The organism is Photobacterium chitinilyticum (assembly GCF_004104355.1).
Classification (GTDB): Bacteria; Pseudomonadota; Gammaproteobacteria; order Enterobacterales; family Vibrionaceae; genus Photobacterium; species Photobacterium chitinilyticum.
In genome coordinates this window covers 1,236,921-1,256,832 of record NZ_RJLM01000001.1, presented here as the reverse complement: position 1 = coordinate 1,256,832, position 19,912 = coordinate 1,236,921, and the positions used below count along the sequence as shown (strand labels likewise).

15 protein-coding genes are annotated in these 19,912 nt (G+C 46.8%); 13 read left to right on the top strand and 2 right to left on the bottom strand.

What is annotated here, in order from left to right:
- Positions 1–179 precede the first annotated feature (179 nt).
- Complete coding sequence (locus EDI28_RS05380; protein ID WP_128782770.1) at positions 180–1,640, bottom strand: DUF2867 domain-containing protein; 1,461 nt, start codon at positions 1,638–1,640, stop codon at positions 180–182.
- 571 nt (positions 1,641–2,211) lie between these two features.
- Here EDI28_RS05380 and EDI28_RS05375 point away from each other — a divergent pair.
- The 13 genes from EDI28_RS05375 to EDI28_RS05315 all read left to right on the top strand — a co-directional run bounded on the left by EDI28_RS05375 (position 2,212) and on the right by EDI28_RS05315 (position 18,832).
- Positions 2,212–2,883, top strand: a complete 672-nt coding sequence (locus EDI28_RS05375) for an ABC transporter ATP-binding protein (RefSeq protein ID WP_128782769.1) — start codon at positions 2,212–2,214, stop codon at positions 2,881–2,883.
- Entirely contained in the window at positions 2,864–5,323 is a 2,460-nt protein-coding gene (locus EDI28_RS05370) for an ABC transporter permease (protein ID WP_128782768.1), read from the top strand. Before EDI28_RS05375 ends, EDI28_RS05370 begins: the two co-directional genes overlap by 20 nt.
- Positions 5,323–6,411, top strand: coding sequence for a lipocalin-like domain-containing protein (locus EDI28_RS05365; RefSeq protein ID WP_128782767.1), 1,089 nt, complete (start codon positions 5,323–5,325; stop codon positions 6,409–6,411). The genes EDI28_RS05370 and EDI28_RS05365 overlap by 1 nt, the downstream gene beginning before the upstream one ends.
- 43 nt (positions 6,412–6,454) lie before the next feature.
- Positions 6,455–7,753 (top strand): amidohydrolase, encoded by a 1,299-nt coding sequence (locus tag EDI28_RS05360; RefSeq protein ID WP_128782766.1) that lies wholly within the window; start codon positions 6,455–6,457, stop codon positions 7,751–7,753.
- A gap of 193 nt (positions 7,754–7,946) precedes the next feature.
- Positions 7,947–10,226, top strand: coding sequence for an FUSC family protein (locus EDI28_RS05355; protein WP_128782765.1), 2,280 nt, complete (start codon positions 7,947–7,949; stop codon positions 10,224–10,226).
- A 38-nt stretch (positions 10,227–10,264) separates the two neighbouring features.
- A complete protein-coding gene (locus EDI28_RS05350; protein ID WP_128783002.1) occupies positions 10,265–11,899 on the top strand; it encodes a TolC family protein in 1,635 nt (544 codons plus the stop codon).
- 5 nt (positions 11,900–11,904) lie between these two features.
- Positions 11,905–12,108 carry a DUF1656 domain-containing protein gene (locus tag EDI28_RS05345; protein WP_128783001.1) on the top strand — a complete coding sequence of 68 codons (204 nt, stop codon included), beginning with the start codon at positions 11,905–11,907 and terminating at the stop codon, positions 12,106–12,108.
- A 17-nt stretch (positions 12,109–12,125) separates the two neighbouring features.
- Entirely contained in the window at positions 12,126–13,007 is an 882-nt protein-coding gene (locus EDI28_RS05340; protein WP_128783000.1) for an efflux RND transporter periplasmic adaptor subunit, read from the top strand.
- 48 nt (positions 13,008–13,055) lie between these two features.
- Positions 13,056–13,727, top strand: coding sequence for a potassium channel family protein (locus EDI28_RS05335; RefSeq protein ID WP_128782764.1), 672 nt, complete (start codon positions 13,056–13,058; stop codon positions 13,725–13,727).
- Positions 13,720–14,847 carry an AI-2E family transporter gene (locus EDI28_RS05330; protein WP_128782763.1) on the top strand — a complete coding sequence of 376 codons (1,128 nt, stop codon included), beginning with the start codon at positions 13,720–13,722 and terminating at the stop codon, positions 14,845–14,847. Before EDI28_RS05335 ends, EDI28_RS05330 begins: the two co-directional genes overlap by 8 nt.
- 262 nt (positions 14,848–15,109) lie before the next feature.
- Positions 15,110–16,060 (top strand): SDR family oxidoreductase, encoded by a 951-nt coding sequence (locus EDI28_RS05325; RefSeq protein ID WP_128782762.1) that lies wholly within the window; start codon positions 15,110–15,112, stop codon positions 16,058–16,060.
- Positions 16,061–16,188: 128 nt separating this feature from the next.
- Complete coding sequence (locus EDI28_RS05320; protein ID WP_128782761.1) at positions 16,189–17,298, top strand: YcjF family protein; 1,110 nt, start codon at positions 16,189–16,191, stop codon at positions 17,296–17,298.
- Complete coding sequence (locus EDI28_RS05315; RefSeq protein WP_128782760.1) at positions 17,279–18,832, top strand: GTPase family protein; 1,554 nt, start codon at positions 17,279–17,281, stop codon at positions 18,830–18,832. The genes EDI28_RS05320 and EDI28_RS05315 overlap by 20 nt, the downstream gene beginning before the upstream one ends.
- Before the next feature lie 56 nt (positions 18,833–18,888).
- Here EDI28_RS05315 and EDI28_RS05310 read toward each other — a convergent pair whose 3' ends face one another.
- Positions 18,889–19,824, bottom strand: a complete 936-nt coding sequence (locus EDI28_RS05310) for a LysR substrate-binding domain-containing protein (protein WP_128782759.1) — start codon at positions 19,822–19,824, stop codon at positions 18,889–18,891.
- Positions 19,825–19,912 lie beyond the last annotated feature (88 nt).

Genomic DNA, 19,912 nt, shown 5'->3' with positions numbered 1-19,912 from the left:
GGTAATAAAGGCTCTAGCTAAAATAATGGCGAGCATCTTAGCGTATTTGAGCCCTGTGAAGTAGCACAATGATAAGTCTAATGTTCAATGAATGCCTATGGTGATGCGGGTATAGGCTGTGAATATGGATCATCAGCATGCATTCTGGTCAATTGCTCAATTCCTTTGATAACGACACCTTATTGCGTAACCGATTTACCTTCCTGCGCTTTTGCCTTACAGCGCTTGACCAAGGCATGAGTCATGCCTTTGAAGATAAACAGATGGGCGGGCATCATGGCAAACCAATAGAGCAAGCCGGAGAAACCCGCTGGATGCCACCAGGCACGAATGTCTATTTCGCGGTATTCCCCTTTGTCTTCTATCGTAAATTCAAGCCGACCCAGCCCCGGCGCTTTCATTCCGAACAAAAGGGAGAGAAAGCGATTGGGTACAATCTTTATCACTTTCCATGAATCAACCTTATCACCAAGTTGAAGCTTGTCGGGATCACGGCGGTATCGTTTGAGCGCGTCGCCACCGATGGCAAAATCCATCCATTCACGTATTCGCCATAGGTAATTAGCGAAAAAGTAGCCTTCCTTGCCACCGACAAGCTGCACTTGACGCCAAAGCTGCTCGCAGGTGGCATCAGTTTTAAGCGTGTAGCCAGCGTGCTTGGGGTAATAGCCGTAGCCTGTTTGCCAGCGGGCTAGGGCATCTGGATCAAAGCCCCAGATTTCATTGCGTACGACTTCGCTTTCATGGCCGAGGCACTCTTCGACAGCTTCGTCGTAGGTGAGCAGGTATTGCGGGATCAGCGATTGAATAGCACTGCCGTTTGCAGCAAGATCAAAACGTAGCCCACCTATGAGCGCACGGGCAATATTGGTAGGAACCGAGGTTATAAATTTTAGCCAGTAGGCCGCCATCGATGGAGTTAACAAGGGAAGCGGTAAGATGCGGACTTTTTTCCCTGCGTGGGCCCCCAGTTTACGCATTTGGGTTTCATATGTGATGGTTTCAGGACCGGTAACGTCCATGATCTGGTGTCGGCAAGGGTTAAAGTGGAGTAGTTCAAGCAGGTAATGAAGCAAATTACGTAGCGCAATAGGGGAGTTGTAGGATTTCACCCATTTAGGGGCGATAATAACGGGTAAATGGTAGACAAAGTCCCGCATCACCTCGAACGCAGCTGAACCCGGCCCGACAATGATCCCGGCCCGTAACTCGGTGGTTGGAATACCACTGTCACGCAGAATTTCCCCGGTTTTCTTTCTGGCGTCCAGGTGTTTGGATTTCCCTTGTTTGGCCTGAAGCGCACCGAGATAAATAACACGCTGCACAGTACTTCGCTTGAGGGCCTGGCTGAAGGTTCTGGCCGCATGTAATTCAATATCAATAAAGTCATGCCCGTGATTCATTCCGTGAACCAAAAAGAACACCGCATCAACATTTTGCAATAATTCATCTAGGTTGGAGCGAACATTTAAGTCGAGCTCTATCAGTTCGATGTTGGGAATGGCATCCCATCCACGCTTCTGTAGCAGGTCGAGATTTCGACCGGTTGCTTTTATCTGGTATCCGCTGTTTGCAAGCTCAGGAACCAGGTGACTTCCAACATACCCCGAGGCCCCTACAACCAGAATTGTTTTTATCATCTATTACATGCTCCCTGCTGTAACGTTTTATCAAAGTTCGTATATAAGTCTGTTAATGAAGGCTATCTGAATAATATGCACTGCTAATAGAAATGTAGCGGATAAAATTCAAACTGTCTGTGTCGTATTTTTCTTAAGGTATTTGGAAGGGATCGAGCTCATCTTAAATTCTGTTTCATATTAAAAGTAAAAATGTGCTCGTAATTTGTTGTGGACACCGACTTCAATTACAGCTTTTTGTTCACTTGTCTTACAATTACCATGAGAGTGGGTATATGCCATGGCAATGCACTCGTAAGAATGAATAACTAACTTGCTTAATAATAATGGTAGAATAAGGGGAATGGCTGAAATGACATAAATTAAGCAGGTCGTGCGCACCTTATTCATTCGAAGTATCTTGATTTTCAAGTTGTTGTGATTGGCGTGTAGGCGGATTGTTTAAATTGTGGGTGGTTTGTAACGCATTGCATTTTTATTTCCAAATGAGACTTTTAAAGTACTTTCTCGAATCCGGGCTTTGCTGTAAATTTCACTTTCGGAAAACACCTACAAAAATTTGGGGATTTAGATGTTACGACTAGTGGAGCTCTGCAAAGGCTACCAGGATGGCGGTGAGTATCACTCCGTCTTGCAAGGTGCAGAGCTGGAGCTAAAGCAAGGTGAGCAGTTGGCCCTGATGGGGGAAAGCGGCTCGGGCAAAAGTACCTTGCTTAATTTGATTGCAGGTTTGGACACGGTAGATTCTGGTGAAGTCTGGTTAGGTAAAACACCCATCCATGCGATTTCCGAGCGCGAGCGTACTGCCTTTCGTCGTAACAACATTGGTCTCGTTTTTCAGCAATTCAATTTACTCCCCACTTTAACTACTGCTGATAATATTCGTTTCTGCCGCCAGCTAAAAGGGCTGGAGGAGAAGCCAGAATTATGGCGTCAGATTATTTCGGCGCTTGATCTCATGCCGCTACTCGGGCGGTACCCAGAAGAAATGTCAGGTGGTCAGCAGCAGCGAGCTGCCATTGCCCGTGCGCTTTACATGGAGCCGGATATATTGTTGGCCGATGAGCCGACAGGCAGCCTTGATGAACGAAATGCCGGTGCGGTAATACGTTTGCTCGTCAACCTTACGCGTCAGCTTGACTGTACATTGCTATTGGTCACACACAGTAAACAAGTCGCAGAGCATATGAATGGCTGTATTCGACTTCAGGGAGGCCAGCTTCATGTCAAGCCCCGTAGCTAAAGCGCTTTGGGGGCATTATAAGCGCCACCCTTTCCAGATTGTGTTGGTATGGCTTGGCCTGACATTAGGTATTGCCTTGCTAGTTGGTGTTATGGGCGTTAACCAGCAGGCCAGAGAAAGCTACCGTCAGGGCGAACAACTTTTTTCTAATCCTTTTCCGTATCGAATTCGCCATAACCAGCCAGCAATTAAAGTTCCCCAGGGCTTCTATATTCAGTTACGTCGGGCGGGCTTTAGCCAATGTGTTCCGATGGATCAGCACAGGATTGTTACTGACCAAAACCGAGATTTTGAAATTGTCGGCATCGATCCCATTGCCATGTTCTCGAATTTCAAAGATCAGGTCACGAGTCAAAACCAAAGCCAGATGATGTCGCTGATGCGTCCGCCTTATCCAATCATGGTGGGAGAGCAGCTTGCAAGCTACATGGGTGTGGTAGACGGCCAGTTCTTAACCTTAGAGCACGGAAAACAGATTGGTCCACTGAAGGTTGTGGACGAAGAAAGGATTCAAGGCCCAAGGATGATCGCAGACATGTCACTAGTGCGTGACCTGCAACCCGGCACGGGCCTGACCGCAATCTTATGCGGTAAGATGTCACCGAAACAACTGTTAGCCCTTACCGAGCAATTACCGCCGGCTTTGAAACTGGAACGTCATCAAAGTGCGACCCTTGAGCCCCTGACCGAAGCATTTCACTTAAATTTGTTTGCAATGGGTATGCTGGCCTTTGTTGTCGGCCTGTTTATCTTCTATCAGGCGATGTCTCTGTCTTTGTCTCAGCGTCAGCCTTTGGTTGGCTTGCTTCGTCAGGCCGGTGTTTCCGGTTCGCAGTTGGCGAAAGCGCTATTGTTAGAGCTTTTGGTGTGGATCACCCTCGGCTTGGTCGGCGGCAACTTACTTGGACTGCTGCTTGCTCAGCAGCTGCTGCCTTCTGTGGCGGAAACATTAAATAGCTTATATGGCGCGAATGTTAGCTTATCTGTGAGCTGGCATTGGCAATGGGGCCTGGCATCATTGGCTATCGCCTTGTTCGGTAGCCTGTTGGCTTGTGGCTGGCCACTGATCCGGTTAATAAAAACTCAGCCAGCGCGTCTATCTACCCATATGTCTCTGGTTCGCTTTAGTGGCCGTGAATTTGCGTGGCAGGCACTTTTCTCGTGTATGTTCATTGGCGCGGCAGCGGCTGTGTATCAGCTTCCGCATGGCCAGATGGCAGGTTTTGTCCTGATTGCATTTATCCTGATCGCTTCTGCGCTGAGTATGCCGTTCTTGTTATGGCAACTCTTTCAGGGCCTCGGGCAGGTAGTGCGCTCGGCGCGGTTACGTTGGTTCTTTTCCGATGCAGCAGCAAGCCTTAGTTACCGAGGGGTAGCGGCAATGGCGTTTATGCTGGCACTGGCATCAAACATTGGTATGGAAACGATGGTCGGCAGTTTCCGTAGTACGACCGAGGTGTGGCTAGACCAGCGTCTTGCGGCTGATATTTATGTCCGTCCTTCTCTGAATGTCGCTCCACGGATTGCCAGCTGGCTGGATAGCCGCGATGAAGTGAAACAGGTCTGGTGGCAGTGGCGCAAAGAGATATTGACAGAAGCGGGCACGCTACAGGTTGTCAGTATCGGCGGAACCCGAGAGGAGCAGCAGGCCCTTTCGATTAAAGTTGCGATACCCGATTATTGGCAGCGTTTGCATCACCAGCGGGCTGTACTTGTCAGCGAGTCAATGGCACTCAAGCAGAACTGGCATCCCGGCGATGAAATAGAGTTACCCGCTCCGATGAACAAGCGCTGGTTAATCGCTGGTGTCTACTACGATTACGGTAACCCCTATGGCCAGGTTATTCTGTCTCATAAACGCTGGCAGGACTATTGGCCTTATAAGGGGCAAGTTGGTTTGGCTGTTCACCTGAAACCGGATACAGACAGTATGGCTGTTATGAAGGAAATGGGTGAGCGGTTCCACCTGTCACCTGAGCGGGTTCGTAATAATGTCGAACTCATGGCGCAGGCAATGCGGGTGTTTGATCGTACGTTTATTGTTACGGCAACCCTGGGTAAATTGACGTTATTTATTGCAGTTTGCGGTCTGTTCTTTGCCACGGTAGCCGGTGAAATCTCGCGTCAACGCCAGTTTGCGCTGTTGCGCTGTATGGGAATGACGGGACGAGAGCTTGCAGCCTTGGGAGGCGGGCAGTTGTTGATGATAGGTGTACTGACGGCAGTGATTGCATTGCCTCTTGGACTGGTACTGGCCCAGCTGCTTATTGATGTTGTTTTGAAATATTCTTTTGGTTGGACAATGCCTGTACAGTACTTCCCGTATGAATATCTGACTTCTTTGGGGTCTGCATTAGCCGTTTTATTGATCGCGGGGGCCTGGCCGGTTTGGCGTCTGGTTAAACGTTCTGCCATTCTATCGTTACGGGAGGCTTTTTGATGCTGTATCAATTTGCTAGCCGTGGATTGGCAATGTTCACGTTGTTGTGCTTCATGATGCTAACGGGTTGTGACTCTGTCGAAACCCAATCAAACTCCGCCGATATACTCCGTCAGGGAGCGGAGGGAATCTATCAGCCTGTTGTCCCCGGGAAAAAATGGGTGTTTCCACAAGATCACCTCGGTCACCCTGACTTCAAAGCTGAGTGGTGGTATCTCACTGCAAATCTCGAGTCAGAAAGTGGTGAAACGTTTGGTGTTCAGTGGACACTTTTTCGTTTCGCGTCTGGGAGTGAAGCTGGCAATGGATGGAAAAGCCCACAAAGGTATATGGCTCATATCGTAGTAACCAGCAAAGATAAAGTCTGGTATGCCGAACGCTTCGCCCGTGGCGGGATCGGACAGGCGGGCGTGACGGCAAATCCTTACCGAGCGTGGCTAGACAACTGGTTATGGCGTTCTTATGGTGATTCGCCTTTTCCGGGCACACTTGAATTTTCTGACGGAGAAATGGCAGCCGATCTCGATATTAGTAACTTAGGGAAATTGATCTTTCAGGGTGATAACGGTTACAGCAAGAAGCACCCGACAGAAGACATAGCCTCCTATTACTACAGCGCGCCTTTCTTGGCGCTTAGCGGTACGCTAGAGCTAGACGGGAAAACCTATAAAGTGAAAGGTGATGGCTGGTATGATCGTGAATGGAGCAGTGAAGGCCTATCAGAAAAACAGCAGGGCTGGGATTGGTTTTCAATTCATTTAGATGACGGCAGCGCCTTAATGGTTTATCAGATCAGAGAAGAGAATGCCGAGTCGTATTACTTTGGTTCTTTAAGCTGGCCAGATGGTAAAACAATCGTATTGCAGCCTGAAGATATCAGGTTAACGCCAATATCTTTAGCAAGATACCAAGGGAAACAATTCCCACTTAAGTGGCGAATTGAGGTACCGACACAACAGATACAACTTGAAGTGAATGTTGTCCGCAAGGAGCAGTGGTTGCCATTTGTCTTCTCATATTGGGAAGGGCCGATAAGGGTCAAGGGCAGTCATTCAGGACAGGGATTTATGGAATTAACCGGTTATTAATCGTGAAACTCATCCGGTTTGCCGTAAAAGATAGGACGAAAAAGTGGTACAAAATATAACAGTGGATGAACAGGCGCTATCTCAGCGATTGATGAACTATCGTCGAGAGTTTCATCGATACCCTGAGTCGGCGTGGTGCGAGTTTTTTACCACCAGCCGGATTGCAGGTTTGCTGCAGTCGCAGGGATATGAGCTTTTCTTTTCTGACTCGATCATTGCCCATGACACGATCATGGGTCGAGACGACGCCAATGTTGTCAAAGCTCAAGAGCGTGCTATCAGCTGGGGAGCTGAGCTTGAGCACCTAGCCCAAATGAATGGAGTAACCGGCGTCGGTGCCATATTGGATACGGGGCGTCCGGGGCCAGTAATCGCACTGCGTTTTGATATTGATGCTGTTGATGTCATGGAAAATCAGGATGACTCTCACCGGCCACGCTTTCTCGGATTTGCTTCGCTTTCACCAGGCGTTGCTCATGCCTGTGGACATGATGCCCATGCCGCTATAGGTTTGGGTATTGCAGAAACGTTGGCAGCAAACAAAGGTGTCCTTTGCGGTAAGATAAAGCTGCTTTTTCAGCCAGCAGAAGAAGGGTGTCGCGCCGGTAAAGCGATTGCCGAAAGTGGCTGGCTGGATGATGTCGATTATTTCTTTGCTGCGCATATTGGTATGAATGTTCCTAGCGGTACCTTGGTTTGCGATCCTCAGCATTTCTTATGCAGCTCAAAGTTCGATTTACATTTTTCTGGCAAACCCGCCCACGCAGGTATCGAACCTAATGCCGGTCGCAATGCTCTTGCTGCTGCGTGTACGGCTGTTACTCAGATGCTCGCAATACCTCGCCACCGTGATGGCATGACTCGCCTTAATGTTGGCCAGCTCCATGCTGGTGACGGGCGTAATGTGGTTCCTGCCAATGCCGTACTGATGGGGGAAACCCGTGGTGAGAACCGCGAGTTAAATAGCTATATGTATCAGCAGGCTGAACAGATAGCTCAGGCTGCTGCCATGATGCATGGCGTCAAGGTTGAAATCAAAGCGCAGGGTGAGGCTATCGGTCTGCAAAATGATCAGGAAATGGTTGAGTTGCTGGCTAAGCTTGGCCCCTATAGTGGTTTCTCCGAAGTTGTGCGTGAGAAAGATTTTGGTGCAAGTGAAGATGCCGGTTATTTAGTTGATCGGGTACAGACTAATGGCGGCAAAGCGATATATTGTTTGGTCGGCTCGGACTTAACGGCGGGCCATCATAACGGTGATTTCGATATTGATGAAAGTCGCATGTTGCCAGCCGTCAAACTGTTCTTGAATGCTATAGAGTGGCTGCAACCCAAAATTGTGTAACTTTATAATGACAACGTCACGCCTGTGACGTTGTCACTTTATTGCTGGGTGCGATTGTTTCGATTGTCTCTTCCTAACCTTAACTTCTCTTAACCTTATCCATAGAGTGTTATATCTAAGACACTTTCTTCGCTTAGGCTGCAAGATATTCATCTAGTCTATACAGATTGAATGAATATGTGCGGGGTAGGCGATGGCCGAGGAAAGCGCAGAACCTGCAAGACAGTCTGGTTCTGGAATTTCATCTCTCCATATTAACAATTGGCTTTTTCCTTTTTGCCTCAGCGAGAAGTTTAAGTTTGCCACTCGAGTTGCAATAAGCCTTACTCTTGCGTTCCTGATCCCGATGGCCCTTGGGTGGCCGCAACCATCGACAGCGGCAACGACAGTGATGCTGATTGCTTCTACTGGCAGCCGCAGAGAATCTCTTGCAAAAGGCACACTCAGAGTTTTAGGGACAATCGTAGGTGCAGTTATTGGTTTGGTGCTGGTCGGTTTTTTTGCCCAGGACCGGATGCTGTACATGCTTTCGGTGTCATTGATCGTTGCTGTGGTTTTCTATATTCGCAGTGCCTATCTTGCGGACCCGACGCTGTTCATGTTGACGGGTGTGATGATCCTGATGATGTTTAACGGTGGGGATGCGGAAGGTGCATTTTTATATGGCCTTGATCGCACTTATATGACTGTTTTTGGAGTCGTGGTTTATACTTTGGTTGGCGTTTTTGTTTTTCCGCCGCAGGTTGAACAGAATCTACGTCAATTGGCAGATGAACTTGGCAATATTCAGTCCCGGCTATTTTCAGTGATTAGCCAAACGACGGTAGAAAAGCCCATAGCTTCAAGTTCTGGTGATAAAATAGAGCCCGACACGGTAGAGAGTGAAAAATCCTCTCAGCCAGGCGTTGCCGAACTGATCCCGGCTCTGTATGCAGCCCAAGATGCGCTGGAATCTCGCTACAATACGATTAGTACTGAGTGCAGTGAAATATCAGCCTATAAAAAAGAGTGGGATTATGCGCTGTTGTACTATCGTCAGATCACCGAATTACTGCTTTTTGCAGCGAAAAGTCAAGATCAGCTAGCGACTCAGTCGCATCACTTTATCGATAACTATCAAGATCTGGTTGAAGATATATCGCAACTGTTCCAGCAAATTCCGTCAGCATGGGAAAGAAAAGAAGGAGGCGTGCATCTAGAGAGTACGCCTGTTATCTATAATTCGGATAAGCTTCAGGCGGTGAGTCATCTGGTACGCGGTACCACAATTACCAGCGGCTTCTTATTTAGCAAACTTGATGAAAAATTAACTTGTCTAATCAGTGCGGTGAGTTGTATCGACTCGGTAACAGGCAGAATGACCACCCATGAGGTGTTGCCGAAAGGGTCGCCGGTTTTTAATTGGTGGGATGCCGAAAATGCCAAATCAGCAATTAAAGTGGTGTTGACGTACTGGCTGACAGGTATAATTTGGATATTGTTTAATCCCCCTGGTGGGTACAATTTCGTCATTTTTTGTACTTTGTTTGTTTCTATTCTTTCTTATTTACCCATTCATCCCGTCTTATTATTAATACTATTTTCATTAGGGTTTATTTTTTCAGTTCCTGCCTATGTATTCATTTTGCCACAGTTGTCTTTGGGATCTGAACTCGCCGTGTTTATTTTTATCTATACCTTTGTCGGGTTTTATTTATTCAAGGGACCGATCACTATTTTTTTTCTGATCGGGATGTTTACCTTGGGTATCAGTAACGACATGATCTATCACTTCGGTATCATTTTGACAATCGTAACTTTGTTTTACCTTGTCGTGTTTATGGTGGTTTTCTCCTATTATTTTCCGTTCTCATCACGCCCAGAACATCTGTTTTTGGTGATGCGAGAGCGTTTTTGTCGTCATGTATGTGGAGTCATAACCTGTCATCAGAAAGAATCACCTTCCTTTTGGTATCGGTGGAGGTTGGGGTGGCACCTGGCAACGATGAAAGTAACAGTACGTAAGCTGAAGGTATGGGGAAGTAAAGTGAATACAGCATATTATGAGCAACTTGCGGCTGAGGATATTACTGCATTCTGTGGTCAGTGCGAGTTACTTTGCCATCATCTTTTGACCTTGACAGAGTCAGAGCTGCGGTTGAGGAACAACCCGCTGGTGATGAAAGCCAGAGCAGAATATAAGGATAAAGTGATCCCAGAGGTTGCCCATCAATTAGCATCTCTAAATGTGAACAAGTCAGTAAATGCCGACAATGATGAAGCATTATTATGTGCAAATGAAAGTTACAAGATGCTTGAAAAACAATTGGATGGTTTTTTCGAGAAAATAGAATGGTCCGATTATTCAAAATCAGACATTGCCGGTTTTTATATTTTCCTAAACTTGAAAGAAAGTATATTTGATTCGTTGATTCAATCTAAGGCTTCAAGTGATGTGATTCACTGGAAGCAATTCACTCAGAGTAGATTTTAGGGGGAGCAGTGCTAAAAGTTACCAATGCTTTTATAGCGATGTTCTCTGTTGGCGTTCTGACTGCATGTTCTGTTTCTGGCCCTGACTTTGAGGGCGTAGAAGCCGCGGATTTACCGCAGAGTTGGACCGGACAAGATAACTGGATCGGAGGAGACAGTTTGCAAAGTGGCTGGAAGACTGCACGTTGGTGGATGCAGTTTAAAGACCCTGTGCTAGACAGATTAGTCGGGCAGGCTTCGAATCAGAACCTAGATTTGGAATCTGCGGGGCTGAGAATAGTTCAGGCCCGCGCGGCACTTGGCGTTGCTGACTCGTTTCGATATCCACAACGACAAACGGTATCGGGGAGTTTAGCCAAAATTTACCAGAACGAAAATACGTTCGACAATGCAACCGTCAGCTTTGATGCTGGCTGGGAGCTGGATGTCTGGGGTAAATATGCCAGAAGTATTGAATCGGCAGAAGCGAGCCTCTATGCCTCTATAGCCTCTTACCATGACATTTTGGTGAGTATTACGGCCGAGGTGGCAAGGAATTATGTCAACTATCGCACGTTTCAGGAAAGGGTATTGCTGTCCGAGCGCAATATTGAAATTCAGGCTCGGGTGGTCAAGATCACCGAGGTCCAATTTGATTCTGGCAATGTGACAGAACTTGATGTCCAGCAGGCCAAAACCCAGCTTTATACTACTAAGTCTGCGCTTCCCGGATTGAGAATAGGCATGATGCAGTCGCGCAATGCGCTAGCTGTATTGTTGGGTGTATTGCCTCAGGAAGTTGAGCAATTACTGTTATCTGCGTCTATTGATGCCAAGATAAAGGCCTTCGATGAGAAATATGGTACCAGCCGTTCGCAACAAAAATTGATTGGCTATGATCAATACTCATTGATCCCTTATCCGCCAGTTGTGGGTACTCTCATTGATGCCTCCTTAGTACTCCGTCGACCTGATCTACAGCTTGCCGAGTTTCAGGCCCATGCACGAAGCTCCCAAATTGGTGTTGCTGAAACAGAGCTTTATCCCAAGTTCTCACTGTTTGGTGCGATTGGGATCAACAGCACGGTGAAAGCCGGTAATGATTTTAGTTTCAGTGATTCATTAACACTGTCGCTCGGCCCTTCTTTTTCCTGGAATATTTTCCAATATGGCCGGCTAGAAAATAATATTCGCCTCGAAGATGCCCGTTTTCAGGAGTCGCTGACGAACTACAACAAGCGAGTATTGCTTGCGGTACAGGAAGTGAGCAATGCACTCGAAGCCTATCAGCTGAACAAGGAACAAAAGTCGTTGGCATTTAACTCGGTCAATGCGTCTGTTCGTGCGTTCAATATCTCCCTGACACAGTATGAAAATGGTCAGATCACGTTTGAGCGTTTGCTGAGCTCGGTAGAGAAAATGACTCGGAGCGAAGATACCTATGCCCAAATCAAAGGTAATGTCGCCAACCAGGTTGTCGCGCTCTATAAGTCATTGGGTGGTGGTTGGGAAGCAAACTCGGGTAAGTATTTAAATGCTGAGCAAATAGAGCAAATGCGGGCGAGAACCGATTGGGGGGATATGTTAGATGACCCCGTTTTACCACCATTATTACCCGCTCCAGTGATTAAAGCCGAATTACCTTTCGGCGATAGTGATAACGCTGAAGTGGCAGACCGTCAGGGTGAACAATAATGGAGATGCCTCATGAGCTGGCTGTTGGTGATGTGTATTTTTCTCCTTTCTTGTTAGTCGTGATTTATGCCGTGATTGCTACTTGGGTATCTGTGGCAGTGTTGAATAAAACCCGATTGTCCCGGTTGATTGTCTTTCCGTCGGTGACGTTTCTGGCAATAGCACTGCTTTACGTAGTCGCTATTGACGCCTTTTTCCTACGATTCTAGGTGTGAAGATGAAGACGATAAAAAAGCTAGTCGTTGTCGCGCTTAACATCCTAATCATTGGGGGAGCGATGTACTTTGGCTATCAAAAATATGAAGAATATTTCACCAACCCCTGGACTCGAAATGGTCAGGTACGAGCAAACGTGATCAAAGTGGCTCCGCGAGTATCAGGCCCCGTTGTTTACGTAGCCGTTCGGGATAACCAGCTAGTGAGAAAGGGAGAGCTGCTATTTCAGATTGATCCGAGCACTTATGAGGTTGCGCTTTCCAAAGCTGAAGCCTCACTGGAGCGGGCAGTCATTAGCTCTCGGGGTAAAAAAATCGAATATGACCGGTTGCTGGATATCAGGGCAAAGGATAAAGGAGCGGTGTCGCACAAAGATCTTGTCCGTCGTCAGATAGCCTATGAAGAATCACTGTTGCAAATCAAGGTCTCGGAGCAGCAACTCAATGCCGCCAAGCTGAATATGGCATTTACTCAAGTATTTGCCTCTGTGGATGGCTATGTCTCAAACCTTGATATCAAAGAAGGGACTCAGGCTGTTGCCAACCAGCCTCTGATTGCGCTGGTTGATGTTAATAGTTTCTGGGTATTTGGCTATTTTCGCGAAAGCCAGCTAGAGAATATCAACATAGGAAATCCTGCCAGAGTGACCCTGATGGCCTATCCGGAGCAACCGATAGAGGCTGTGGTTGACTCGCTGGGTTGGGGTATCGCACCGAAAGACGGCAGTGTGGGGTACAACTTGTTGCCAAACGTCAATCCGGTCTTTCAGTGGATTCGGTTGGCACAACGTATTCCGGTTCGCATTTCGCTCAGGCAATTGCCAGAAGGTGTCGACCTCCGATTCGGGCTTACGGCATCTATCATGGTGATGAAGGATGGTGAGCAGAAGTAGTTGTATCTAGGTCGATTGGCATTGTTGAAATGAGCAGGAGGCGAATACATGGGCAAAAGAATCAGTGAAAAGAATAATTTCTACTATTTGACGGCGGCATTGGTGGTTTTACTGGTCAGTTCGTCACTGGAGCAGGTGCTAAAGATTGGCTTTCTGGATTTGGTACTGCAAGGCGTAACGGTATTGAATTTCGTCGTTTGCCTGGTAAGCCTCCGTTTTGACAAGCACTGGTACAGGTTCCTCCTGTTGATAGCCATTTGTTGGGGGCTGGTTTCGATAACCAAGGTTATATTCCCTCTCCGTCAAATCGATACCTTGATTCTAGTGCTAATGTTCACATTTTTTTTGGGCACATTTAAATCGATTGCTCGGCAAATATTGTTTACCGGCAGTATCGACACAAACAAAGTCGTTGGCTCGCTAGCTCTGTTCTTGTTGCTGGGATTAATGTGGGCGATAGCGTATTTGCTGATCCTCGAGTTTTCTGCAGACTCGTTTACAGGGATGGTGCAATTACCATGGGGAGAGAACTTTTCGAATGCCGCCTATTTCAGCTTTGTCACTCTGACGACATTGGGCTATGGCGACATAAGCCCGACTTCACCGGTTGCACAGGTTATCGTTTATCTTGAAGCGATAGCGGGTGTGTTCTACATGGCCATCGTTGTGGCCAGTCTGGTTGGCGCCAGCCAAACTAATCAGGAAAAGAACGATGGATAAACAAATTGAAAAGCATCAAAGCAGCGTTTTTATCAATAATATGGTTGAATCTTCGATCCGGATTGGCTTGTTATTTGTGCTGCTTATCTGGACTTACGATATTATCAAGCCCTTCGTTATCCCTGTTTTGTGGGGGGCGATTATCGCAGTTGCGTTAATGCCACTGACTATCAAGTTGGGTAATGTATTGAATGGTAAGCGCGGGCTTGCTGCCACTCTTTTGGCTTTGATTGGGGTTGTTCTGCTTGTTACTCCTTTCGTGATGGTCTCTGGATCAATCTATGACGGCGTCACCCATTTGACCGAGGTGCTGCAGCAGGGTGATGTGAAAATTCCCGGGCCGACACAGCGGGTTGCCGACCTGCCGTTAATTGGCGGTCAGCTTTATGAAGTCTGGGCCTTGTTTGCTTCCAATATGGAAAGTGCAGTTGCCCGCTATAGTGAAGAGATTAAAGGGGCGGTGGCTGCGGCTGCGGGATTCTTGGGGAGTAGTCTGGCGACTATGGTGATGTTTGTTATTTCACTGTTTATAGCTGCAGGGTTTATGGCACACGCGGAGTCAATGTCAAAAGCTGTTCAGACAGTCTCTGTCCGAGTGGTTGGTAAACACGGCGAAGAGTGGGCTAATTTAACGGCGGCAACCGTTCGCAGCGTGCTATTGGGAGTTGTCGGGGTCGCCTTTATACAGTCTGTGTTGGTAGGGGCTGCCTTCTTTGTCTTTGGTATTCCTGCTGCCGCATTGCTTACGTTTATTGTGTTTGTGTTTGGTATCGCCCAGCTTCCAGCGACATTGGTAGTATTGCCCGTTATTCTTTACGTTTTTTCGGTTCAGGATACGACACCTGCAACAATATTTTCTGTGTGGGTGATACTGGCAGGCTTGTCCGATAACTTCTTGAAGCCATTACTGATGGGGCGTGGGGTGTCTATTCCGATGCCTGTGATCTTGTTCGGCGCTATTGGGGGGATGATTTCAGCAGGGATCATTGGTTTATTTCTGGGCGCAGTGATCTTGGCTATTTGGTATGAATTATTTACCACCTGGTTAAAGCTTGATCGGGACAAAACCTCTGAATCAACAGAAGGTGAACTGGAACAAAAAAGCGCAGTCGGAAAATAATTGGTGAGATTGACGATAAGCTGTTTTTTTAAAGTTTAAATTAAAGAGTCTAAAGTTATGATTTTAGACTCTTTTTTGGTAGTTATTTACGTTGAGGCACTGTAGTGCTTTTATTGCTGGTAATATCAATCAATCAGTCTTAGAGCAAATGAGTAAGGGGCAGGAAGTAGTAAATTGAATATTTGCTCTATACTGAATCAAGAGAGATGTCGCAGGATAGGCATTGAGCAATAGCTTAATAAGCAAAAGGAAGTGAAAGGCGATGGGTATAATATTTGATAAGGCCAGACGACTAATCAACAAATTAGAAGGGATCACGAATACTTTTACTTTGCCTAAGGTAAGAGAAAACGAGGCCAATACAAGCCCGCCGTTAACCGAGAAGTTCGGAGAGCTGGACAATAAAACGATTTTTATCAGTGGTGGCTCACGGGGAATAGGGTTTGCCATCGCGAAACGGTGTGCAGAGGCTGGCGCGACTGTGATTATCGCAGCAAAAACGACTGAGCCTCACCCTAAACTGCCAGGTACAATTTATACCGCAGCAGATGAGATTAACCAGATGGGTAAAGGCAAAGCAATTCCCATTGTGCTTGATATTCGCGATGAGGAGGCAATTAAACAGGCTGTTGAACAAGCGTGTGAGCAAACCTCTGGTATTGATGTTGTTATTAACAATGCCAGCGCGATCAATTTAGAGAACACCGAGAATACACCGAGTAAAAAGTTTGATCTGATGTTTTCGATTAATGTGCGAGGCACATATCTACTGACTCAGGCGTGTTTACCCTACCTGAAAAAATCGGATAACCCTCATATCCTAACGCTTTCGCCACCGATTAACCTTAAACCCGAATGGTTTAAAAACTACGGTGCCTATACGGCATCAAAATATGCAATGTCGATGATGGCACTGACTTTTTCTGAAGAGTTTAAAACCTATGATATTGCATCGAATGCACTCTGGCCGAAAACGGCAATTGCAACCTCTGCGATATTGAATATGGCAGGAGGAAAATTGTTAGAAGCGCGCTCACGCCAGCCAGAGATAATGGCTGATGCTTGTTTTGAAATTATTACCCGGGATGCCAAGCACTGTACGGGGAACTTCTTTATAGATGAAGAGGTGCTTAGGCATCAAGGCGTTACTGATTTTACCGATTACGCCTGCCATCCCGGCGGTAGCCTACAACGCGATCTATTTTTAGATTAAGAGTTTACGCTATGATTTTTCGTCTGATCATCGTTTCGTTCATCTTTGGTTCAAATAAGAACTGGTATATCGGAGTAGATAGATAGGAGTAGGTATATAGATGTGCTAACGAGGAAATACTTGAAGCGATGAATCCTTTTTTTAAGAAAATCTATCAGTATATCAATCCTCTGGTTAACCCGGATCTCGAGCCAGCTGCTTCTAAATGGCAGTCACAACTGCCTACCATATGGCTGTTGGGTAAAACGGGGGCAGGGAAGTCATCGCTTGTTCAGTCAATAACGAACAATTCAGCAATTGCCGTTGGTAATGGTTTTCAACCCTGTACCCAGTCTTCAGCTATTTATCGCTATCCAGATACCAATCCATTGTTAGCATTTCTCGATACACGCGGGTTGGCTGAAGCTAGCTATGATCCTGAAGAAGACATTGCTGCCTGCCAGCACCAGAGTCACGCGTTGCTGATCGTGATGAAAGCCGAAGAGCCGGAACAAAGCGATGTGTTAAATGCGTTGCGAAAGATACGAAAGTCAGGCGCTATCAAGCAATTATTGGTTGTTCATACGGGGATTTTGTCACTGTCAGATACCGATGAACGTGACAGGGCTATCGGTTACAACCAGTCTCAGGTTGAGAGTGCATGGCAGGGGGCGTTGGAATCAGTGATGGTAGATTTTTCTCCTGAACATGGTAATCCTGCCGGGCTTGAGGCACTTCAAATAGCGCTGGAAGAGATGTTACCAATCCTCTATTTGCTGGTTGATGAAAAAGCGCACCAGACCCGAGAAGAAGCCAATTTCAGCCAGTTAAAACGCGAAGTCATGTGGTATGCGGGAATCGCGGGTGCAAGTGATGCCATACTGGTTGTTGGATTGGTCTCGGTTCCGGCAATTCAAGGGAAAATGCTGCATAGCCTGGCAAGCCAATATGGGATTGAGTGGGATAAGCAACGGTTTAGCGAATTTGCCGGTTTGCTTGGAACCAGTTTTGCGATTCAGTACCTGTCTAAGCTAGGACTTAGGCAAGTTGTAAAGCTAATACCTTTCTATGGTCAAACCGTCGGGAGTGCAACCGCAGCAGCGCTGAGTTACGGTTCAACTTACGCAATAGGGCGGGCAGCATGCAAGTATCTCTATTTTATCAGCCGGGGAGAGCCTGTTTCTGAGCAAGAAATTAAGCAAGCCTTCCAGCAAGCGCTCAGTACTGTGAAGGGATTGCATGAAAAGAACGAGAAATAGTATTGAAGCTTTGGCACAGGTGTCGAAAGGCGTTGTGCCGCTGCTAGCTGCCTCATTGTTTATACCTGTATTGATATTGGCCGTTATTGGTGTAGTGAGCCTGATACAGGATGGCCGGTGGTTGTTATTTGCTGTACTGGTAGCAATATCGTCCGTTGCTGTCATCATTCCCTATGTGCTGTTTAGAAACCTCCGTAAAGCGGATGAACAGGCGCTAGAGACCATACCTGATTACGATGTTGAGCCCTCCGGCCAGTGGAGTGAGTTTGATAACAACACATGGAAAGCTCTTAATCAACGTATTGATACGTTGTTGAATATAAACTCTGAATGGGATGGGTTGCGCGATCATGCGTTGGTGCTGGCAATGGAAGTGGCGGAAAAATACCACCCAGACAAGCGGTCAAAAGAGCTTGCGTTTACCGCACCTGAGTTCTTGTTAATGGTTGAGGAGGTCAGCCATCGCTATCGTCATTTCTTACTCAATCATGTGCCCTTTGCGGAGAAGATCCGCCTCACCACATTGAAACAGGGTTACCAACAAAAAGATAAATTAGGTAAGGCGAAACAGGTTTACGATATCTATCGTGTTTTTCGGGCAATGACACCTGCGGGGTTGGTTGCCGAGGCCAGAGGACAAATCCTTGGTCGCATTTTCGATGAAGTGAGCGATGAGGTTCAGGCCAAATTAAAACGGGTACTGCTGCAGGAAGTGGCCTCTGTTGCCATTGATTTATACAGCGGTCGTTTTGCAGCCAAAGACAGTGAGCTTGGGGTAAGTTCAGTCTTATCGTCTGATCAAGAAAAGCTAGTTGCAGAGGTTGAGCCTCTCCGTGTCGCGGTTATAGGCCAGATCAGCGCCGGTAAATCGTCGTTGATCAATGCAATCATCGGTAACATGGTCGCAGAGGTGAGTGCTCTGCCTTCAACAGATTGCCAGATGCTCCATCGTTGTGAAGTGGAGGGAGTAGACTGGGTTCATTTAGTTGATCTCCCGGGGATTGATGGTAGCCCGGAAACCAATGCATTGTTGCTCGAGCAAATAACCAATAGCGATTTGGTTTTTTGGGTGCTGAAAGCCAACCAGTCAGCCAGACAACTTGACGTAGCATTGAGGCAAATGGTTGAAGCGTTCTACCGTGATGAGAAGCAGCGAAATAGAAAGAAACCGAGGATATTGGCACTGCTCAGTCAGGTCGATCGGCTACAGCCTGTCAGTGAATGGCATCCACCATATGATGTAAATAACCCGAGTTCAGCTAAGGCTGAGACCATTAAAGCAGCACTCTTCTATAACCAGCAACAGCTAGCACCAGATGAGATCATCCCCGTTGCGGTTTGTGACGACAAAGCAAATTATAACATTGAGCAAATTGCTGAGATTCTTCTGTTTAACTATGAGAACGGCATCAACACTCAGCTCAATAGGCGCCGGTTGGAGCATCAAAAAATTGATCTTGTTGATCAGGTAAAACGCCTCTACCGGTTGGGTGAAAAGGCCTTTCGGCATGGTAGAGGGAATACGGCTTCATAGTTCGCTACTGCCCATGTGAATTAGTACCGCTAATAAAAAGAGATTTTTGGTAATGTCTAACCTTCCTCTTGACTCAGAGGAAGTTGCGTTTCTAGCCACTCGATAAACGATGAGATTTTGGGTCTATGTTGTTGCCCGTTCAAACAAATAAGATCGTATCCTCGTCCAGAGTTTACTCGTTCAAAAGGCGCGACCAGTTCTCCACTTTCTAGGCTTGAGCGTACCAACGACTCACGCGCCATCCCGATTCCCATGCTGTTTTTCGCAGCAGTCATCGCCATGTCTGAATGGTTAAAGAGGTATGTTTTCTCCATTACATTAAGTGACTTGAGTGCTTCATTTTCTTGGTTTTCTAGCCATATCTTCCACTCTTGATTTGGCTCACTCGCTTCTAATGATTCGGTGCAGTGAATGAAGGTCGCTGACTCTAGTTGACTCATAAGGTGCTCATTGTCAGCGAAGTGGGCATTGAAGTATTTAGGGCTGCATACTGGTACCAGTACCTCGTCAAACAGCCTTTGATGATAAAACCCCGGATGCTCGCTAGCGCTGTAGTAAATCGCGATGTCCACAGGCTCATGCTGGAAATCAAGCCGGCTGGCCTTAACCCTGAGTTTGACATTGAGGTTTGGATACAAGCGCTGAAACTCAGAAAGCCTAGGTAACAGCCAGCTTTGTGCGAAAGTTGGCGCTGCACCGATGTAAAGTTCACCACGTAATTCGTTGAATTTAATGTCTTCTAGCTCAGAGAATATGACGTCAAAAGATTGGTTGATCGCGTGCAGTAATCGTTCCCCCTCTCGGGTCAATTCCAGACGTCGAGTCATGCGCACAAATAAGCGAAAACCAAGCTGCTCTTCCAGTGATTTGATACGTTGGCTCACCGCACCCTGCGTGATGAACAATTCTTCTGCCGCTTTGGTGAAACTCAGGAATTTACCCGCAATAGCAAAGGTGTACATGTTAGCTAGCATCTGCTGTTTTTTATTCATAATTCACGTGCCATAAATTAGCTGAGCTAATTCATAGCGAGTTTTATTTGGTTTGTATAGCCAGTAGCGATGCTTTTAAATTACAAAT

What these genes read in the sequence shown, in the direction of transcription:
- EDI28_RS05325 (WP_128782762.1), top strand. Translation starts at nt 15,110, where the DNA reads ATGGGTATAATATTTGATAAGGCCAGACGACTAATCAACAAATTAGAA.
- EDI28_RS05375 (WP_128782769.1), top strand. Translation starts at nt 2,212, where the DNA reads ATGTTACGACTAGTGGAGCTCTGCAAAGGCTACCAGGATGGCGGTGAG.
- EDI28_RS05320 (WP_128782761.1), top strand. Translation starts at nt 16,189, where the DNA reads ATGAATCCTTTTTTTAAGAAAATCTATCAGTATATCAATCCTCTGGTT.
- EDI28_RS05330 (WP_128782763.1), top strand. Translation starts at nt 13,720, where the DNA reads ATGGATAAACAAATTGAAAAGCATCAAAGCAGCGTTTTTATCAATAAT.
- EDI28_RS05345 (WP_128783001.1), top strand. Translation starts at nt 11,905, where the DNA reads ATGCCTCATGAGCTGGCTGTTGGTGATGTGTATTTTTCTCCTTTCTTG.
- EDI28_RS05315 (WP_128782760.1), top strand. Translation starts at nt 17,279, where the DNA reads ATGAAAAGAACGAGAAATAGTATTGAAGCTTTGGCACAGGTGTCGAAA.
- EDI28_RS05355 (WP_128782765.1), top strand. Translation starts at nt 7,947, where the DNA reads ATGGCCGAGGAAAGCGCAGAACCTGCAAGACAGTCTGGTTCTGGAATT.
- EDI28_RS05380 (WP_128782770.1), bottom strand. Translation starts at nt 1,640, where the DNA reads ATGATAAAAACAATTCTGGTTGTAGGGGCCTCGGGGTATGTTGGAAGT.
- EDI28_RS05310 (WP_128782759.1), bottom strand. Translation starts at nt 19,824, where the DNA reads ATGAATAAAAAACAGCAGATGCTAGCTAACATGTACACCTTTGCTATT.
- EDI28_RS05335 (WP_128782764.1), top strand. Translation starts at nt 13,056, where the DNA reads ATGGGCAAAAGAATCAGTGAAAAGAATAATTTCTACTATTTGACGGCG.
- EDI28_RS05370 (WP_128782768.1), top strand. Translation starts at nt 2,864, where the DNA reads ATGTCAAGCCCCGTAGCTAAAGCGCTTTGGGGGCATTATAAGCGCCAC.
- EDI28_RS05350 (WP_128783002.1), top strand. Translation starts at nt 10,265, where the DNA reads ATGTTCTCTGTTGGCGTTCTGACTGCATGTTCTGTTTCTGGCCCTGAC.
- EDI28_RS05365 (WP_128782767.1), top strand. Translation starts at nt 5,323, where the DNA reads ATGCTGTATCAATTTGCTAGCCGTGGATTGGCAATGTTCACGTTGTTG.